Origin of the sequence: Pseudomonas sp. A-RE-19 (assembly GCF_019956555.1) — a bacterium.
Lineage (GTDB): Bacteria > Pseudomonadota > Gammaproteobacteria > Pseudomonadales > Pseudomonadaceae > Aquipseudomonas.
On sequence record NZ_JAHBDQ010000007.1, the window covers coordinates 1 to 16,684 of the forward strand.

General features: G+C 57.6%; 17 protein-coding genes and 2 pseudogenes. 16 read left to right on the forward strand and 3 right to left on the reverse strand.

Translation table 11 applies throughout. From position 1 onward, the window contains the following. The first annotated feature begins 193 nt into the window (after positions 1-193). Positions 194-679: a hypothetical protein gene (locus tag KGB14_RS05380; protein ID WP_223484441.1), complete on the forward strand. Its 486-nt coding sequence runs from the start codon at positions 194-196 to the stop codon at positions 677-679. A 4-nt stretch (positions 680-683) separates the two neighbouring features. On the opposite strand, the gene KGB14_RS05385 is transcribed toward KGB14_RS05380, so the two are convergent. Then, complete coding sequence (locus KGB14_RS05385) at positions 684-2,435, reverse strand: murein L,D-transpeptidase (protein ID WP_223484442.1); 1,752 nt, start codon at positions 2,433-2,435, stop codon at positions 684-686. Positions 2,436-2,517: 82 nt separating this feature from the next. Here KGB14_RS05385 and KGB14_RS05390 point away from each other — a divergent pair, with 82 nt between their 5' ends. The 10 genes and pseudogenes from KGB14_RS05390 to KGB14_RS05435 all read left to right on the forward strand — a co-directional run bounded on the left by KGB14_RS05390 (position 2,518) and on the right by KGB14_RS05435 (position 11,398). Further along, positions 2,518-3,222, forward strand: coding sequence for a murein L,D-transpeptidase catalytic domain family protein (locus tag KGB14_RS05390; protein WP_223484443.1), 705 nt, complete (start codon positions 2,518-2,520; stop codon positions 3,220-3,222). A gap of 147 nt (positions 3,223-3,369) precedes the next feature. Next, entirely contained in the window at positions 3,370-5,148 is a 1,779-nt protein-coding gene (locus tag KGB14_RS05395) for a copper resistance system multicopper oxidase (RefSeq protein WP_223484444.1), read from the forward strand. 10 nt (positions 5,149-5,158) lie between these two features. After that, the gene (locus KGB14_RS05400; protein ID WP_223484445.1) at positions 5,159-6,049 is read left to right on the forward strand and encodes a copper resistance protein B; all 891 of its coding nucleotides are present in this window, start codon (positions 5,159-5,161) and stop codon (positions 6,047-6,049) included. Between the two features lie 55 nt (positions 6,050-6,104). Next, positions 6,105-6,488: a copper homeostasis periplasmic binding protein CopC gene (copC, locus tag KGB14_RS05405; protein WP_223484446.1), complete on the forward strand. Its 384-nt coding sequence runs from the start codon at positions 6,105-6,107 to the stop codon at positions 6,486-6,488. Between the two features lie 3 nt (positions 6,489-6,491). Beyond that, positions 6,492-7,415: a copper homeostasis membrane protein CopD gene (gene copD, locus KGB14_RS05410; protein ID WP_223484447.1), complete on the forward strand. Its 924-nt coding sequence runs from the start codon at positions 6,492-6,494 to the stop codon at positions 7,413-7,415. A gap of 152 nt (positions 7,416-7,567) precedes the next feature. Continuing rightward, on the forward strand, positions 7,568-7,909 hold the full coding sequence (locus tag KGB14_RS05415; protein WP_223484448.1) for a hypothetical protein: 342 nt from the start codon (positions 7,568-7,570) through the stop codon (positions 7,907-7,909). Positions 7,910-8,243: 334 nt separating this feature from the next. Further along, positions 8,244-8,654: a hypothetical protein gene (locus KGB14_RS05420; RefSeq protein WP_223484449.1), complete on the forward strand. Its 411-nt coding sequence runs from the start codon at positions 8,244-8,246 to the stop codon at positions 8,652-8,654. An 84-nt stretch (positions 8,655-8,738) separates the two neighbouring features. Then, complete coding sequence (locus tag KGB14_RS05425; RefSeq protein WP_223484450.1) at positions 8,739-8,945, forward strand: DUF2933 domain-containing protein; 207 nt, start codon at positions 8,739-8,741, stop codon at positions 8,943-8,945. Positions 8,946-8,948: 3 nt separating this feature from the next. Beyond that, positions 8,949-10,447, forward strand: a pseudogene (locus KGB14_RS05430) (HAD-IC family P-type ATPase); the annotation flags it as partial. Positions 10,448-10,606: 159 nt separating this feature from the next. Then, positions 10,607-11,398 carry a transporter substrate-binding domain-containing protein gene (locus KGB14_RS05435; RefSeq protein ID WP_223484451.1) on the forward strand — a complete coding sequence of 264 codons (792 nt, stop codon included), beginning with the start codon at positions 10,607-10,609 and terminating at the stop codon, positions 11,396-11,398. Between the two features lie 132 nt (positions 11,399-11,530). On the opposite strand, the gene KGB14_RS05440 is transcribed toward KGB14_RS05435, so the two are convergent. Continuing rightward, positions 11,531-11,728, reverse strand: coding sequence for a hypothetical protein (locus KGB14_RS05440; protein WP_223484452.1), 198 nt, complete (start codon positions 11,726-11,728; stop codon positions 11,531-11,533). A gap of 559 nt (positions 11,729-12,287) precedes the next feature. On the opposite strand from KGB14_RS05440, the gene KGB14_RS05445 reads away from it, so the two are divergent. The 3 genes from KGB14_RS05445 (at position 12,288) to KGB14_RS05455 (ending at position 14,045) form a co-directional block, all read left to right on the forward strand. Beyond that, positions 12,288-12,650: a DUF6124 family protein gene (locus tag KGB14_RS05445; protein WP_008076011.1), complete on the forward strand. Its 363-nt coding sequence runs from the start codon at positions 12,288-12,290 to the stop codon at positions 12,648-12,650. 144 nt (positions 12,651-12,794) lie between these two features. Next, positions 12,795-13,328, forward strand: a complete 534-nt coding sequence (locus tag KGB14_RS05450) for a PAAR domain-containing protein (protein ID WP_223484453.1) — start codon at positions 12,795-12,797, stop codon at positions 13,326-13,328. Between the two features lie 6 nt (positions 13,329-13,334). Next, positions 13,335-14,045 carry a peptidoglycan recognition family protein gene (locus KGB14_RS05455; RefSeq protein ID WP_223484454.1) on the forward strand — a complete coding sequence of 237 codons (711 nt, stop codon included), beginning with the start codon at positions 13,335-13,337 and terminating at the stop codon, positions 14,043-14,045. Between the two features lie 346 nt (positions 14,046-14,391). Here the strand turns inward: KGB14_RS05455 and KGB14_RS05460 are convergent. Next, positions 14,392-14,594: pseudogene (locus KGB14_RS05460) on the reverse strand (IS66 family transposase); the annotation flags it as partial. A gap of 235 nt (positions 14,595-14,829) precedes the next feature. Here KGB14_RS05460 and KGB14_RS05465 point away from each other — a divergent pair. Beyond that, positions 14,830-15,288, forward strand: a complete 459-nt coding sequence (locus tag KGB14_RS05465; protein ID WP_223484455.1) for a hemerythrin domain-containing protein — start codon at positions 14,830-14,832, stop codon at positions 15,286-15,288. A 365-nt stretch (positions 15,289-15,653) separates the two neighbouring features. After that, on the forward strand, positions 15,654-16,649 hold the full coding sequence (dusA, locus tag KGB14_RS05470; protein WP_223484456.1) for a tRNA dihydrouridine(20/20a) synthase DusA: 996 nt from the start codon (positions 15,654-15,656) through the stop codon (positions 16,647-16,649). Positions 16,650-16,684 lie beyond the last annotated feature (35 nt).

Consider the following 16,684-nt stretch of genomic DNA (forward strand, 5'->3'; position numbering starts at 1 on the left):
GGATAAACGGAGGGGTCGGGGGATAAATGGTCGCGACGTTATGCCTTTGAGCGATTTAATAGCAATCGAAAAATAGGCGCCCTCCTCGAAAAGACGCCCATTTCTTCGCGGGTGTTCCAATCGCATGACGCAAGGCAAAACCGCGTTACCTTGAAGGAGCTACGATTAACTGACATCACGACAGGAAATCGAAATGAGTAAAGCAGACGAACTTGCCGCGAAGCTGAAACAGTCCCGGCCAACCAGTGCCGACGCGACCATCGCCGATCAGGCCATCGACAGCTGGCCCGCCCAGGTCTACGAGCTGTATCACCAGATCGAAGCCTGGCTGCAGCCATTGATCGAAGTGGGCCTGAAGCTGCGACGCAATTCCACTCACGTGCATGAGAAGGCGCCGGACGAGGCGAGTTACGATTACGCCATCGACCAACTGCTGATCGAAGGCAACCACCACAGCATCATCTTCGATCCCGTCGCCCGCTTCACCGTCGACGGTGCCGGGCGGATCGAAATATGCTCGGCAGACAAGGAACTCGCCCACCTATTGCGAACCGTGACCGAACACGGCAAGACCCAGTGGTGGCTACAGGCGATCGAGCAATCCATACAACAACCGGATGCGGTAGCGCTGACGGAGCTCAATCTGCTCTCAGTAGTTCAAAAGGGGCTGGATCTCTAAGGGTCTACAGCTTGCTCTGCCCCACCGCCATCGAGGGAGGCGCCGTTCGCCTCCCGTCCAGGGCGGGCCGTTCCGAAGGCAGGTTCAACGCCCGCAATACCGGGTTGTCGTACCCATACACATCAGGCTTGAACGTCACCCGTCCATCAAGACTCAGGTCCACCGTCCAGTAGGCCAACAGCACCGGCACTTTCACGGGGAGCCTGATGTTCTCGGTCTTGCCGTTCGCCAACTGCGCCTGAATCCCTGCGCTGTTCCAGTGCACCGGATCGTTGAACAACAGCTCCACTAGCTGCAGCGGGTTCTCTACCCGAATGCAGCCAGAACTCGTGGCGCGACGTGATTGCGCAAACAACTCGCGATGCGGCGTGTCGTGCAGATAAATGGAATATTCATTGGGAAAGCGAATCGCCACTTGGCCCAGCGAGCCGTCCGTCCCCGCATCCTGACGCAGCGTAAGGCCGCGCGGGTTGGCCCAATCGACGGTCGCCGGATTGAGCACGTTGCCGTCTCGATCGATCACGCGAATCCGGTTTGCATCAAGGTAACCGGGATTGTTGCGAATCTTGGGCAGCATGTCCTTGACGAGAATCGTCGGCGGCACAGTCCACGTCGGGTTGAACGTGACGTAAGTGATCTCGGATTGAAAAATTGGCGTGCTGCGAAACGGCTTACCGACCTGCACCCGGGAGCGCCATATCGGCTTGCCATCGCGATAGAACGCAACCTTGTACCCGGCGATGTCGACAATGACAAAGGTGCCTTGAAGTTTGTACAGCAGCCACCGCGCCCGTTCCATGTTGACCCGCACCTGATCGATGCGCGCCTCGACCGGCACATTCAGCGCCGCGAGTGTCGCTGGCCCCGCCACGCCATCCGCCCCAAGGTATTGCTCGGCCTGATACTTTTTCACCGCCGCGGTGACGGCGTCGTCGTAGTCGGTGCGAGCCGTCATTGGCGAGGCGAGATAACCACCCGCCGCCAGACGGACCCGCAACTGCGCGACCGAGGCATCGTCCATGCCGGGCCTGAGCGTCTGCCCTTCGGCAATCTTCGGCCAGCCGCCACTGTCGCGAACCCTGCGCAGTTGCGCCAGGCCCTGTCGCAACGTGCCATAAATCGCTTCTTGTGGCGGCGCCTGGGCGAACGCGCGCGCGACCTCATGGCTGTCGAGGGCGGCGAAGAATTTGTTGACGTCCTCCCGAGGGTCGATGCCGACCGGGTCGAAATTCCAATGGATGTCCAGCCGCGAAGGGTCGACCTTGCCGCGCCGCAATTGCAGCAGCGCCGTGACGAAAGTCTGGGTCGCCGCGATATCAAAGGCTGCCCGTTGCCCGGGGGTGGGCGCGGTTTTCTGCATCGAGTTTCTGGCCGTGACCAGTTCGGCAATTCGAAAATCCGCAGGGTTCAGGCCATCCACCTCGGTGCCGCTCAGACTTTTCAACAATTGGACGACATCGTCATCGTCCGTCCAGGCGGCGCGATAGCTACGATGGCTATAAAAATCCATCACCGCGCGGTTGATATCGACCCGCTGATGGCCCGGCGACGTGAGCAATGGCGGAAATGCCGAACTCAATGGCGCCAGCGCCGCCTCAATCGCTTGGCCGACATAATCACCGGATGCGGCTTGAGCCACGGTGCCAACGGGAGATGCCGGCGCAATCGGCGAAGTTTGTGCGATAGCCGCGCCGCTCATCAGAAAGCCCATAAAAAAGATGCGGCTTATGACGAATAACCTTGTTAACTGCCCCATGGATAATCCTTAATCTCCCGTTTTCAACCTGCCAGCGTCGTGCGCGCTGCTAGACTCGAAATAATTATGATGAGACCTGCATATGGCCCCGGACCGCTTCGGCTTTTTAATGACGGCCCTGTTGCTGACCGCTTTTACACTACCAGCAGCCTACGCCGATTCGCTTGAAGCCGCGCTGGTCAAAGCGGCCCCGGACGCTAACGCCAAAGTGATTGCCTTGGCCGTACGCGCCTCCCAATGCAGCCTGGCCCAGGGTACGACCCCGATTCAAAGACTAGCAGTGATCGATTATTCCCTGCCCTCGACTGCGCAACGCCTTTGGGTGTTCGACCTTAAACAACGCAAATTGTTGTTCCATGAACTGGTCGCCCACGGACGCAACAGCGGCGAAAACATGGCCCGCCAGTTCTCCAACCAGAATGCCAGCTACGCCACCAGCCTCGGCTTGTATCGCACCCAATCCAGCTATGTCGGGCACAACGGTTATTCGTTGCGCATGGAAGGCCTGGAGCCGGGTTTCAACGACAACGCTCTGGAGCGGGCGATCGTCATTCATGGCGCGCCGTATGTCAGTCCCGACCTGGCACGGGCGAATGGGCGCATCGGTAGAAGCTTGGGCTGTCCGGCGGTGAGGCCTGCGATTGCCCATCAGCTGATCGACTCGATGAAGGATGGGCAGTTGTTGTTTTCTTACTATCCGGATCAGCGTTGGTTGAAGTCTTCTTCGTATATCAACTGCGGTAACGCTACCGTGGCGGACTCGGCCAAACCGACTGGAAGTTATTGAACACAGAGTGAAACTGTCAGAAATGTAATCCTGGCCTCAGTCTGCTGAAAGGCGCCGCTCGTTAGCCTGCCCCTCATCAAGTGCTCTTCCCTCCGTTCAGGATGGACGTGAGGGCTTCATCAGGTTGACGGACGGGAACGAAACGGCATGCATTCCAACACCTCAAGACGCACCTTCGTCAAAGGCCTGGCCGCGGGTGGAGCCCTGGCGGGCCTCGGGCTGTGGCGCACGCCGGTCTGGGCGGTCACCAGCCCCGGCGAACCCAATGTTATGGCCGGTACCGAGTTCGAGCTGTTCATCGGCGAAACCCCGGTCAACCTCACCGGCAACCCTCGCACCGCGATGACCATCAACGGCGGCATTCCCGGCCCCCTGCTGCGTTGGCGTGAGGGCGACACCGTCACGCTGCGGGTGAAGAACAAACTCAAGGACACCACCTCCATTCACTGGCACGGCATTTTGCTGCCCGCCAACATGGACGGCGTGCCGGGCCTGAGCTTTCACGGCATCGAGCCGGACGGCATGTACGTCTATCAGTTCAAGGTCCGGCAGAACGGCACTTACTGGTACCACAGCCATTCGGGCTTTCAGGAACAGTCCGGGGTTTACGGGCCATTGGTGATCGATGCCAGGGAACCGGAGCCGTTCCAGTACGACCGTGACTATGTAGTGATGCTCACCGACTGGACCGACGAAGACGCCGTCGGCCTGATGAGCAAACTCAAGAAGCAATCGGACTACTACAACTACCACAAGCGCACCGTGGGCGACTTCATCCACGATGTCAGCGAGAAAGGCTGGGGCTCGACGGTTGCCGATCGCAAGATGTGGGCCGAGATGAAAATGAACCCCACCGATCTGGCTGACGTCAGCGGCGCCACTTACACCTACTTGATGAACGGCCAGGCGCCGAACATGAACTGGACGGGCGTATTCCGCCCCGGCGAAAAGCTGCGACTGCGGTTCATCAACGGCTCGTCGATGACCTACTTCGACGTGCGCATCCCCGGCCTGAAAATGACCGTGGTCGCGGCGGATGGCCAACACGTCAAACCGGTGAGCGTCGACGAATTCCGTGTCGCGGTGGCGGAGACGTTCGATGTTATCGTCGAGCCGACCCAGGACGCCTACACCCTGTTCGCCCAGTCGATGGATCGGACAGGGTTTGCGCGCGGCACCCTTGCGGTGAAGGCCGGGTTGTCGGCGCCGGTGCCACCGCTGGATCCGCGACCGCTGGTGACCATGGATGACATGGGCATGGGCGGGATGGATCATGGCAGCATGGGCGGCGACATGGCGGGGATGGATCACAGTGCCACGCAAGGCATGACAGGCATGGACGGCGGTGACATCCAGGGCATGGACAACATGGCCGGGATGGATCACAGCAGCATGGCCGGCATGCAATCCCATCCAGACACGGAAAAAGACAACCCGCTGGTGGACATGCAAGCCATGAGCACCTCGCCGAAACTCGACGACCCGGGCCTTGGCTTGCGCGACAACGGCCGTCGCGTGCTGACCTACGCCGACCTGCGCAGCACCTTCGAAGACCCGGACGGCCGAGAGCCCGGCCGCACCATCGAACTGCACCTCACCGGCCACATGGAGAAGTTCGCCTGGTCGTTCAATGGCGTGAAATTCTCTGACGCCGAACCGGTACGCCTCAAATACGGCGAGCGAATCCGGGTGGTGCTGGTCAACGACACGATGATGACTCACCCCATTCATTTGCACGGCATGTGGAGCGACCTCGAAGACGAGAACGGCCAGTTCATGGTGCGCAAACACACCATCGACATGCCGCCGGGATCAAAGCGCAGCTATCGGGTCACCGCCGACGCGCTCGGCCGCTGGGCCTATCACTGCCATCTCCTGTACCACATGGAAATGGGCATGTTCCGTGAAGTTCGCGTGGAAGAATGAGGCGCTACCCATGACCAGACAGATACGTTCTACCCGCCTCGCTTTGGCACTCACTGGCTTCACGCTCTCTTCGGCCATGGCCGCTACCGACGACATGCAGGGCATGGACCATAGCCAGATGCCGGGCATGGATCACAGCCAGATGCAGAGCGAGGATTACGGGCAAATGCAGCCCGCCGCACCGACCCAAAGCCGCACGCCGATCCCGGCGCTGACCGACGCCGACCGCGCCGCCGTGTACGTCAGCCCCGCCGGCCATGACATGCACGACAGTGCGCTCAACTATTACTTCCTCGCCGACAAACTCGAATGGCAGGACGCTGACAACGGCAGCGCCCTGGCGTGGGATCTGTCCGGCTGGATCGGTGGCGACATCGATCGCCTGTGGCTGCGCTCCGAAGGCGAACGCGTCAATGGCAAAACCGAAGACGCGCAAGTCCAGGCCCTGTGGGGTCACGCGATCAGCCCATGGTGGGACGTGGTGACCGGCGTTCGCCAGGATTTCAAACCCGGCGATCCGCAAACCTGGGCCGCATTCGGCCTGCAAGGCATGGCGCTGTACAACTTCGAAACCGAGGCCACCGCCTTCATCGGCGAAGGTGGCCAGACCGCCGCACGGCTGGAAGGCGACTACGACATCCTGCTCACCAACCGGCTGATTTTGCAGCCGACCGCCGAACTCAACGTCTACGGCAAAAACGACCCGCAACGGGGCATCGGCTCCGGACTGTCCAACACCGAAGCCGGCCTGCGATTGCGTTATGAAATTCGCCGGGAATTCGCGCCCTACGTCGGCGTGACCTGGAACCGCACCTACGGCAAAACCGCCGACTACGCCAGGGACGAAGGCGAGGACCGCAGCGAAGCCCGCCTCGTCCTCGGCGTTCGGCTGTGGTTCTAAACGCTTCAATTCAAAAACCTAAAAACCAACCGCTTAAAGCGGTAAGAGGCCTTGCATGCGCACAATCAAAACCACCGCTGTTGCCATCGCACTTTCCACCGGGCTGCTCATGAGCGCACTGGCTCAAGCCCATCCGAAACTGCTCTCCTCCACCCCGGCCGAAGGCGCGGACGGCGCAGCACCGAGCAGCATCGAACTGCGCTTCTCCGAAAACCTCATGACCCAATTCTCCGGCGCCAAACTGGTCATGACCGAAATGCCTGGTATGGCCCACTCGCCCATGCCGATGAAGGCCAAAGTCTCCGGCGGCAGCGACCCGAAAACCATGCTCATCACCCCGCTCTCGCCGCTGCCCACCGGCAGCTACAAAGTCGAATGGCGCGCCGTGTCTTCGGACACTCACCCGATCACCGGCAACGTTACGTTCAAAGTGAAGTGATTGATGAGCGACTCGGTCAGCATTGCCCTGCGCTTTGCGTTGTATGTGGATTTGATGCTGTTGTTTGGGGTGGCGCTTTTTGGCTTGTACAGCCTTAAAGGGCAGGAACGGATGTCGGGAGCGGTGTTGCCGTTCAGGTCGATGTTGGCGGGGACGGCGGCGCTGGGTGCGCTGCTGTCCGTCGCCAGCATGGTGATGATGGTGAGCGCCATGAGCGGGGAATCGGACTTCGCCGAGCTGCGTCCGCACATCGAAATGATGGTGCTTGAAACGGACGTCGGGCTGGCCTGGGTGGTTCGCATCGTGGCGCTGGTCGTCGCTGGTTTAGCAGTGATGCTCCGTGCGCCTGGTTTCAGCTTGTTGGTCACCGCTTTTGCCGGTGGTGTGGCCCTCGCCAGCCTGGCCTGGAGTGGGCATGGGGCGATGGATGAAGGCAGCCGTCGTTATTGGCATTTCGTGGTGGATATTCTGCACCTGCTCGCGGCGGGGGCATGGGTTGGAGCGTTGGTGGCGTTTGCGTTGATGGCGAAAATCAATGCTCTGCAAACCGAAGCGCGCATCAGGTTGTTGGTTCGCGCGGTGAATCGATTTGAGGTGATTGGCGCGGTCATCGTGGTGGTCATCACGGTGACGGGGGTGGTGAATTATCTGTTGATCGTCGGGCCGAAACTGGATGAAGTTTTTCTCAGTACTTATGGAGTTTTGCTGTTCATCAAAGTGGCGCTGTTTGCCGGGATGCTCGTGCTTGCCGCGTTGAACCGGTTTCACCTTGGGCCGTTTTTGGAGCGGTCGTTGCGGGACGGCCAGCATCGGGAGGCGGCGAATGCATTGCGCCGCAGCGTGGTGGTGGAATTGGCGGCGGCGGTGTTGATTGTGGGGTTGGTGGCTTGGTTGGGGACGTTGAGTCCGGAGATGGGCGCACTGTAGGGAAATGAAAACATCCGATGACCGGCCAGGGCAGTCAGTGGACAGGGTGAGGGGCCTTTACTAGCGTCTAACCACCAGATTTTAAGCCAAAGGGTTCAACACCCAAGCGCCAAGGTGAAAAAAGCGGCGCAATTATCGAAAGGAGTTCGAAAATGGCTGACGTAATGAAAGTGGTGGATGTCGACTTAAAAATACTTAAATCAAACCCACCGCAGCTACACATATCGGCAATTGGCCTGGTGAATTCTGGTGGATGGACAAACCCGAGACTGGAGCCGCGGATTTACATTCAGTTCCCGCCAGACGGCATTCAAGACTTCGATTTTGTTGCTGATCCGCCCCAAGGGGCTGCTATACAGGTCATTCTTCCCATCGACGCATCAAAACTTTGGAAAGACCCGCCACTCGATAAACTCAAGGGAGTAAGAGTCCACTCTGCCAGCAACTCGATTGAAGCTCATCTTAAGAGTTCGAAGTCCGTGGCTTGTGGATAAACAACTAATGTGAAGGGATACGTGTCGGGCTTTGCCTGGCACGTATCACGCATTCTCGAGAAGCGCTTTCACCACACTGACTCCCGCTTGAACCCCACTCCGTCATAAAAGCCCGACAACAATGAAAACCCTAAAAAGCATAATGATGCTCTGTGGCCCGCTGGCTCTATCCTGCGCCGCACAATAAGCCTCTGTGGGCGTCGTTTGATATGGATCAACAACGCCCTCAGACCGTGGCGTACGTTCAAGATCACTCCCTCTAACGGGAACACGACATACGTTGGTTCGCAGCCATCCGACGCTGCCGATCCACCCTAACGCTGTGGAGATCGCCATGCACATCTACATCAAATCCCTCGTCGCCGCTCTGCTCATCAGCAGCCCATTGCTGGTGCTGGCCACCGAATACCCCGAAACGGCGCCCGCCACCCCCACGGACGACTCAACCCAAACCACGCCCACGCCCGCGCAAAACAACGCCATGAGCGAACAGATGAAGAAAATGCAGGCAGCCCACGACAAAATGATCGCCGCCAAAACCCCGGCCGAACGCCAGGCCGCGATGCAGGAAGCCATGACCACGATGAGGAATGGCATTGGCATGATGCACGACAATTGCGCAGGCATGGGGATGGGCAAAGGCATGTACGGCGGCAAGGATGGCCAAGGTAAGGCGATGATGGACATGATGATGAAAATGATGGATCAGCAATCCAGAATGATGAAGATGCCGATGAGCCAATAAATCTCACTCGTCGCTGAGGTTCGCACTGGCCGGTTTGGCAGGACGAAACCCTCAGGGCATTTTCGTCAGAACGGAGCGTGCCACATGAACCACTCATCTCCCTCGACGCCTCCAACCCCCTCCTTCTGGCGCAGCAAACCCGGCATCGCGCTGGGCATGCTGCTGGTGATCGGTCTGTTTTACCTGGCCCGCGAGCATTACGGCCACCTCTACCCGATTCTGCCCTACCTGATTCTATTGCTGTGTCCGCTGATGCACCTGTTCGGGCATCACCACGGCGGCAGGCACTGACCCATGCATCGCCATAACGAACATCTGGATGACCTCAAATCACCTGCCCAGACGCAGCAGGCAATGGAGTCGGCGGCGACCGAAAAAGAGTACGCCTGCCCCATGCACCCGGAAATCCGCCATCGCGGCCCGGGTACATGCCCCAAGTGCGGCATGCCCCTGGAACCGGTGTTGCCCGAACTGGAGCAAGCAATCCTGAACTCGCCGACTTTTCCCGGCGCTTCTGGTGGACCTTGCCGCTGACCCTGGCCGTCACCGCGCTGGCCATGGGTGGTCATGCCTTGAGCCTGTTTCACGGCGCTACACAGAACGGGGTCGAACTGGTGCTCGCCGCGCCTGTCGTGCTGTGGGCCGGCTGGCCGTTCTATATGCGCGGCGTGCGCTCGATCATCCAGCGCAGCCCCAACATGTGGACGCTGATCGGCCTCGGTACCGCCGCAGCCTTCCTCTACAGCCTTGCCGCTACGCTGGCACCCGGCCTGTTTCCGGCCACCTTCATGATGGACGGCCGGGTTGGCGTGTACTACGAAGCGGCGGCCGTGATCATCTCCTTGACACTGCTCGGACAAATGCTCGAACTCAAGGCGCGCTCGCAAACCTCGGCCGCGATCAAATCGCTGCTCGGTCTGGCGCCCAAGACCGCGCGCAGGATCAACGCCGATGGCAGCGAAGCGGACATTGCCCTGAGCCATGTGCACAGCGGCGACACCTTGCGCGTGCGCCCCGGCGAGAAGGTCCCGGTCGACGGCGTGGTGCTGCAGGGCGAAAGCGCGGTGGACGAGGCCATGCTCACAGGCGAGCCGGTGCCCGTTATGAAACGCCCAGGCGACGGCCTGATCGGCGCCACCCTCAATACCCACGGCAGCCTGGTGATGCAGGCGCAGAAAGTGGGTTCAGCGACCGTGCTCGCGCAAATTGTGCAGATGGTGGTCCAGGCTCAGCGCTCCAAGGCACCGATGCAACGGCTGGCAGACGTGATTGCCGGCTACTTCGTCATGGTAGTGATCGCCATCGCCGTTCTGACCTTTGTCGGCTGGGGGCTGTGGGGGCCGCAACCGAGCTGGGTGTTCGGCCTCATCAATGCGGTGGCCGTGCTGATCATCGCCTGCCCCTGCGCCCTCGGCCTGGCCACACCGATGTCGGTGATGGTCGCCACCGGCAAGGCTGCCAGCAGCGGCGTGCTCTTCCGGGATGCAGCGGCGATCGAGAACCTGCGCAGCGACGGAACCATCATCATGTACCTGGCCGTGGATGGCGTGCTCGCAGGGCTACTCGCCCTCGCCGACCCGATCAAACCCACCACCCGGCCCGCCGTCGAACGCCTGCAGGCCGATGGCGTGCGGGTGATTATGGCGACCGGAGACGGCCTCACCACCGCCCGCACCGTCGCCCGCCAACTGGGCATCGAAGAAGTCCACGGCGAAGTCAAACCACTGGACAAGGAACGCTTGGCCGCCGCATTGCAGGAACGCGGGCACCGTGTGGCAATGGCCGGCGACGGTGGCTGCACTGGCCATGAGCGTCAGCTCTGTCTCAGTGGTGTTTAACGCCTTGCGCCTGCACCAGGCCTCGATTGACTGAGCTCATTGCTGACAGCCAAGAAGCGGTTTCACTACACTGATCCCGCCTTGCCCCTACTCCATCACAAAAGCCCGACAACAATGAAAACCATAAAAAGCACAATGATGCTCTGCGGCCTGCTCGCGCTAGCCAACGGCGTTCAGGCACAGGAAAGCCCTTCGCACCTGGACACCGTCCTGCAACAAGGCCAACTGCGGGTTTGTACGACAGGCGACTACAAACCCTATACCTACAAAGCCGAGGACGGCGAATACTCGGGCATCGACATTGCCATGGCACGCTCACTGGCCGACAGCCTGGGCGTGAAGGTTGAATGGGTCCAGACCACCTGGAAAACCCTGATGCCCGACATGCTCGCGGGCAAATGCGACATCGGCGTCGGCGGCATCTCCGTCACGCTGGAACGCCAGAAAAAAGCCTTCTTCAGCACCACGCTGGACGTTGACGGCAAAATCCCACTGGTGCGCTGCGAAAACCAGACGCAATACCAGAGCATCGAACAAATCAACCAACCTTCGGTTCGCCTGGTCGAACCGGCCGGCGGCACCAACGAAGCCTTCGTCCACGCCTTCCTGCCTAAGGCGCAATTGCAACTGCACGACAACGTGACCATCTTCCAGGAGCTACTGGACAAGAAGGCTGACGTGATGATTACCGATGCGTCGGAAGCGCTGTACCAGCAGAAACTCAAACCGGGTTTGTGCGCGGTTAATCCCACGCAATACATGCAATATGGGGAGAAGGCTTATCTGTTGCCGCGTGATGATATTAGTTGGAAGTTGTACGTCGATCAGTGGCTGCACCTGGCCAAGGTGACGGGGAATTACCAGAAAATTCTGGGTCAGTGGATCGCGGTGCCAGAGGCGAAATAGCCCGCTGCTATTCATTCCATGTAGCAGTTGGCGAAGCCTGCGTCCGGCTGTGCAGCGGCCGCAAAATCAGAACTCGCGATTCGTCAGGCAAGTCACGCAACGGCGGAAGCATTTCAGCCGTTGCGTAACTCCTTAGTCGTGCAGCAAGCCTGAGCTGTATTGATTGAAGCTGTTGCCGATGGCGCTCCCGCCAAAGTTCACCTTGTTGGCGCCATGGCCATCGAACTGTTGGCAGGCTTCTGAAAAACACGTGCTGGTGCTCATGCCCGAACAGGCGCTCAGGAGCACGGCACTGGAGATCATCACGACTTTGAAGAGGTTCGAGATCATTTTTCAGTTTCCTGTGGGGTGGAAGCGTGGTGACACGATCTTAGGTGAGCATCCTATGCTGCGAGCCTGACGAAGTTGATGAAACATTGTTGAGCGACAGCGTTGGTTCAGCTGGTGCAGCTCATTCGGTACATGAACGCCACATTCACGACGGCTAACCATAAAAAGCTGTCAGATATTTCCTTGTTTTCTTCGAAGAAACCCGCTCGTTTAAATGGGTGTTTAAAGACACTCGCGGTTACGTCACAAAGGCTACAACGCCTTGCGTCGTCGCCTACGAGTGCGCCAGAATCCGCCGGCTTGTGCGCTTAAGGTCTGGGCTTTATCGTTTTCCCGTCGCTGAAAAACAGCGATCGGGTTTGGTAGCCCGTACATGAGATTTGCACAGCATCACCATTCGCGGCGTTTTTCGTCTCGGCTTTATGGTGGTCATGCACAGGGCACCTTCGGGTGCGCCGGCTTCCTCATGTCCCGGTCTACCAACCTGCGCATGGCCGCCACCTTCGTTTGGTAGCGAGGTTGGATGGCTCCTTTATTTACGGCATGAGGAGTTTTATCTATGTTCAAACCAACACCCAATCCGCCGATCACAGACCCGGCATCCCCCTACGAATCACTTGATTCCAAAAAACTCAACGAAGCCGCCGAACGAGCCCTCGACTACCATCTCAAACCGGCCGCTCAAATCATGGCGACGACCAACGAACCCGAGCGCATGTTCCTAGCCAACCCGGCATACAACACCGAATCCCTGCTGGCCAACGCCTGCGAGTCACTGGGATCGGCTACGGTTATGCTCAGTGATTTTGCAGCGCTGCTGGAGGGGACACACCGCAAAACCCTGCTGGGCATCGCCCAAGTCGTCATGCTGGGTGAGCTGGCGGTGAACCAGGCGCTGGATAACGTCGAGCCATCCAAGTAATCAATGCTGCACATCGGCGTGGGGAGGCGTAAGCCCCTCGCGCCACAGAACACCACTCCAAATGCGAGTGCATAGCCGTGAGTCACCTTTCAAAGCAAGTCTGATACAGTCGTCCCCGGTAAATTCGTTGACAGGAAGTCAAACATGGCAAAGCCAGCCGCACGTATCACCGACCCCACCAGTTGTCCCATGCCCGGGCACGGCCCAAAAGCCATCGTATCTGGATCTCCCGATGTATTCTTCGACGGGCTTGCAGCCGCGACTAAAGGCGATACCTGCACCTGCGGCAGCAATTTAGCCTCGGCCGTGTCAGCTACGGTGCTCATCAATGGCAAGAATGCTGCACTGGTCGGCACTGTCGGTACCCATGGCGACGTCGTGATTGGTGGCTCGGGTACGGTGATCATCGGTGATTCGCATACACCAGCACCTTTCACACCCCCACTCCCGCTTTTACTGCAAAAAACCTACGGACACACCTTCAGCATCGTTGACAGCGAAACCGGTCAACCTTTAGCCGGAAGAAGTTTCACTGCCACCGTTAATGGTGAAAAGATCATTGGTACTACAGATAACGCAGGAATAGCGCACGTCAAAACCCCCATCAAAGATACCCCTATTTCTGTGAGCATTGACTTTACCTCTCCAGCTCGGACGCTTAGCGAACTCACGGATTGATCAAACATGGCTGAACAATTTACTACTGAAGCAAAAGCAACCGAAGTCAAACCCAAAGAACCAGCAGTTCCCACTACCATCACTGTCAACGATAGAGCTGCTACCAGAGAAGCGATCCTCAGACTCGTCCGCAAAAATGGTGAGTTTATAGAACGATCATCTTGGGGAGCGCATAAAGCAAAAGGCGAAATGGTCGATGACTGGGACTACTCGATGATCGCACTTCACCATGCTGGTAGAAGTGTAGGTTGTGGTGCCGGTGCCGGACAAATGCGTGCGATTCAGAGTGAGCATCAGGCGAAGTTTGATGACATCGGTTATCACTACGGCATCGACTGTACGGGTAAAGTATTCGAAGGACGCGACATCCGGTTCAAAGGCTCAAGCGTACATAATTACAACACGGGCGTAATTGGCATCGTTTTGCTAGAAAATTTGACAACCGCCGATGAAGTCGGCGATGTGGTTGCCCTTGCCCGCCAGGCTCTTGAAGCCATCAACGGCAATATGGACCAGAAAATCCCAGCTATACAACTCGACACCCTACTGAACTTAATTCAAGCCCTGACCAGCGTTTTCAGGGTGACGACTTTGGGTGGACACCGGGAATTCCCCATGCAAGCCGGCGAAGGAAAGATTTGTCCTGGCAACATTGGAATGGAGCTGGTGAGAAACCTTCGAATTAAAACCAAACTGTTACGACCACCTTCATCATGAAATCGCTACTTATCATTGTTCCGACCATACTCGTCGCCCTCCTCTACATCGGTTTTTACGAAAGGATGGAAGACGCCTACCCGGAAAAAGTATTTTTCATCAAGAAAGTCCCGACATTTCAGATTAAGTTTGAAAATATTTTTGCGTACGAATCAGATGACAAAAAGTTGAGTGAGCTAAGTGACACGGAGCGACAGTTGGTCATCCAGTACTGCAAATATCGGTTAGGCATGACTACGACATTAAAAAACCAAAACGAGCTTGAAGAATGCAAAAAAAGATAAGATAAATCCTCTCGAAAAATGGCGAAGGCATGGTGCTGCAGGTAGAAGGGGACCCCTTTTCTCCGAATTTGATTTTCCACCCAGTTGTTGTCGATGGACACAGCACCATCATCTGGATAGCGCGTCAGCACTATCCAGCGCTTTAGGCTGTAATCCAACGCCTTGGCGATAGCCGATCCCTCAGGTACAGGTTGCCTCTGTGCGATCATCCAAGTATGAATCGCGTCGATTTGGGTACTGCTTTTTCCTTCCGTTTTCGCTGGCGGATATCCGGCAGATCAAATAGTGCATATAAACATACACTTGATATTTCAATTTCTTCCAAGGGCGGAAAATCTCCTGAGGTGAGCGCTTTGTGCTCGCCTATACTAAAAAAGTTAAATAGTGCTGACGAGTGCGTTTGGCAAGGCATTGAAAATATTGAAATTTAAAGGTGCAGGCACCCTTGGAGGTTGCTGGCTTTTTTCTGGGATGGTTTGGTGTCGTGACGAGGATTTGATATGAACGTCTTGTTGAAAGAGCTTCAGGCCTATCACCATGAAGTGGCTATGAAAATTACTCAGATCAAAGAGTTGCTGAGAAAGATGAGACATGAATCCGATGGGGCTGATGACTGCAAGCTGTTGTTCAAGATGCTGGAAGCCTTGCATGGTGATGCAGAACGACACCACCATGAAAATGAAGAACTTATTCGGCTGGCTTTGCTAGAGACTGAGGCGCCGATCCACCAACGGGTCAAGGATATCGAGCGAGATCATCAGGCATTTGGGCGCATTGCTGGACAGCTGAAGATGTTGGAGGACACAACCCAGGAAACGAGAGTAATTGCTGACACTATCGATGACTTCATCAAAAAATATTACGACCATATGGACGCTGAGGAAAATATTTTCTTTCCGGCGGCAGATAAGTGGCTATCAGACGACCAGTGGCAGGAAATCAAACGTCAATGGCATTAATTGGAGCTCGCCGCACACCTTCAAAATTTAGCTGCTACTTAGTACTGATCTAACTAAGTAATTACGCGGACACCATGTATTAACTTACAGGGGGTGTCCGTATATCGACGGCTCCTCGTTGCAAGTCCCTTCGCTTTGGCGCCTGTACCAACGACACAAAGATCCAAGGCTATTTAGCCATACAGGGAAAGAGGAATGGAAAGAAAAATCGGGACACACAGTTAGCCGGTCTCGTGCCAAGTCGCTCAATCCCTCCCGTTCCTGTGCTCACTCTCTCAACTACCTCAGCCAGACTCGCCTGAGCCCCGCAAGCCCATTCCTGATAAACTCCCCACCTCCCAGCCTCACCCATTCCAGAAACGCCAATGCCCCCAATCACTGCCACACCCGCTCCGCTCTCCCGCCGCTTCTCCGTCGCCCCGATGATGGATTGGACCGACCGTCACTGCCGCTTCTTCCTACGCCTGCTCTCCAAACACGCCCTCCTCTACACCGAAATGGTCACCACCGGCGCGCTCCTCAACGGCGATCACGACCGCTTCCTGCGTCACAACGAAGCCGAACACCCGCTCGCGTTGCAACTCGGCGGCAGTGTCCCGCTGGACCTGGCCGCCTGCGCACGCATGGCCCAGGAGCACGGTTACGACGAGGTGAATCTGAATGTCGGCTGCCCGAGTGATCGGGTGCAGAACAATATGATCGGCGCGTGCCTGATGGGGCATCCGCAGTTGGTGGCTGATTGTGTGAAGGCGATGCGCGATGCGGTGTCGATTCCGGTGACGGTGAAGCATCGGATCGGGATTAATGGGCGGGACAGTTACGAGCAGTTGTGTGATTTCGTCGGCACGGTTCGGGATGCCGGGTGCACGAGTTTTACGGTGCATGCGCGGATTGCGATTCTGGAGGGGTTGTCGCCGAAGGAGAACCGCGACATTCCGCCTCTGCGCTATGACGTGGCGGCGAGGTTGAAGGCGGATTTTCCGGAGTTGGAGATTATTCTCAACGGCGGGATCAAGACGCTGGAGGCTTGTCACGAGCATCTGCAGACGTTCGATGGCGTAATGCTGGGCCGTGAGGCCTATCACAACCCTTATGTGATGGCTGAGGTGGATCAGCAGCTGTTCGGCAGCACAGCGCCGGTGATCAGCCGGGCCGAGGCGCTGGCGCAGTTGCGGCCTTATATCGCCGAGCATTTGCTGGCGGGTGGGGCCATGCATCACATCACTCGGCATGTGTTGGGGCTGGGCACCGGGTTTCCGGGGGCGCGGAAGTTTCGTCAGTTGTTGTCGGTGGATATTCATAAGGCCAAAGAGCCGTTGGCGTTGCTGGATCAGGCGGCGGAGTTGTTGGAGGGGCGTTGATTCGCCTGCCGCTATGGCAATGGCCACGCTGACCT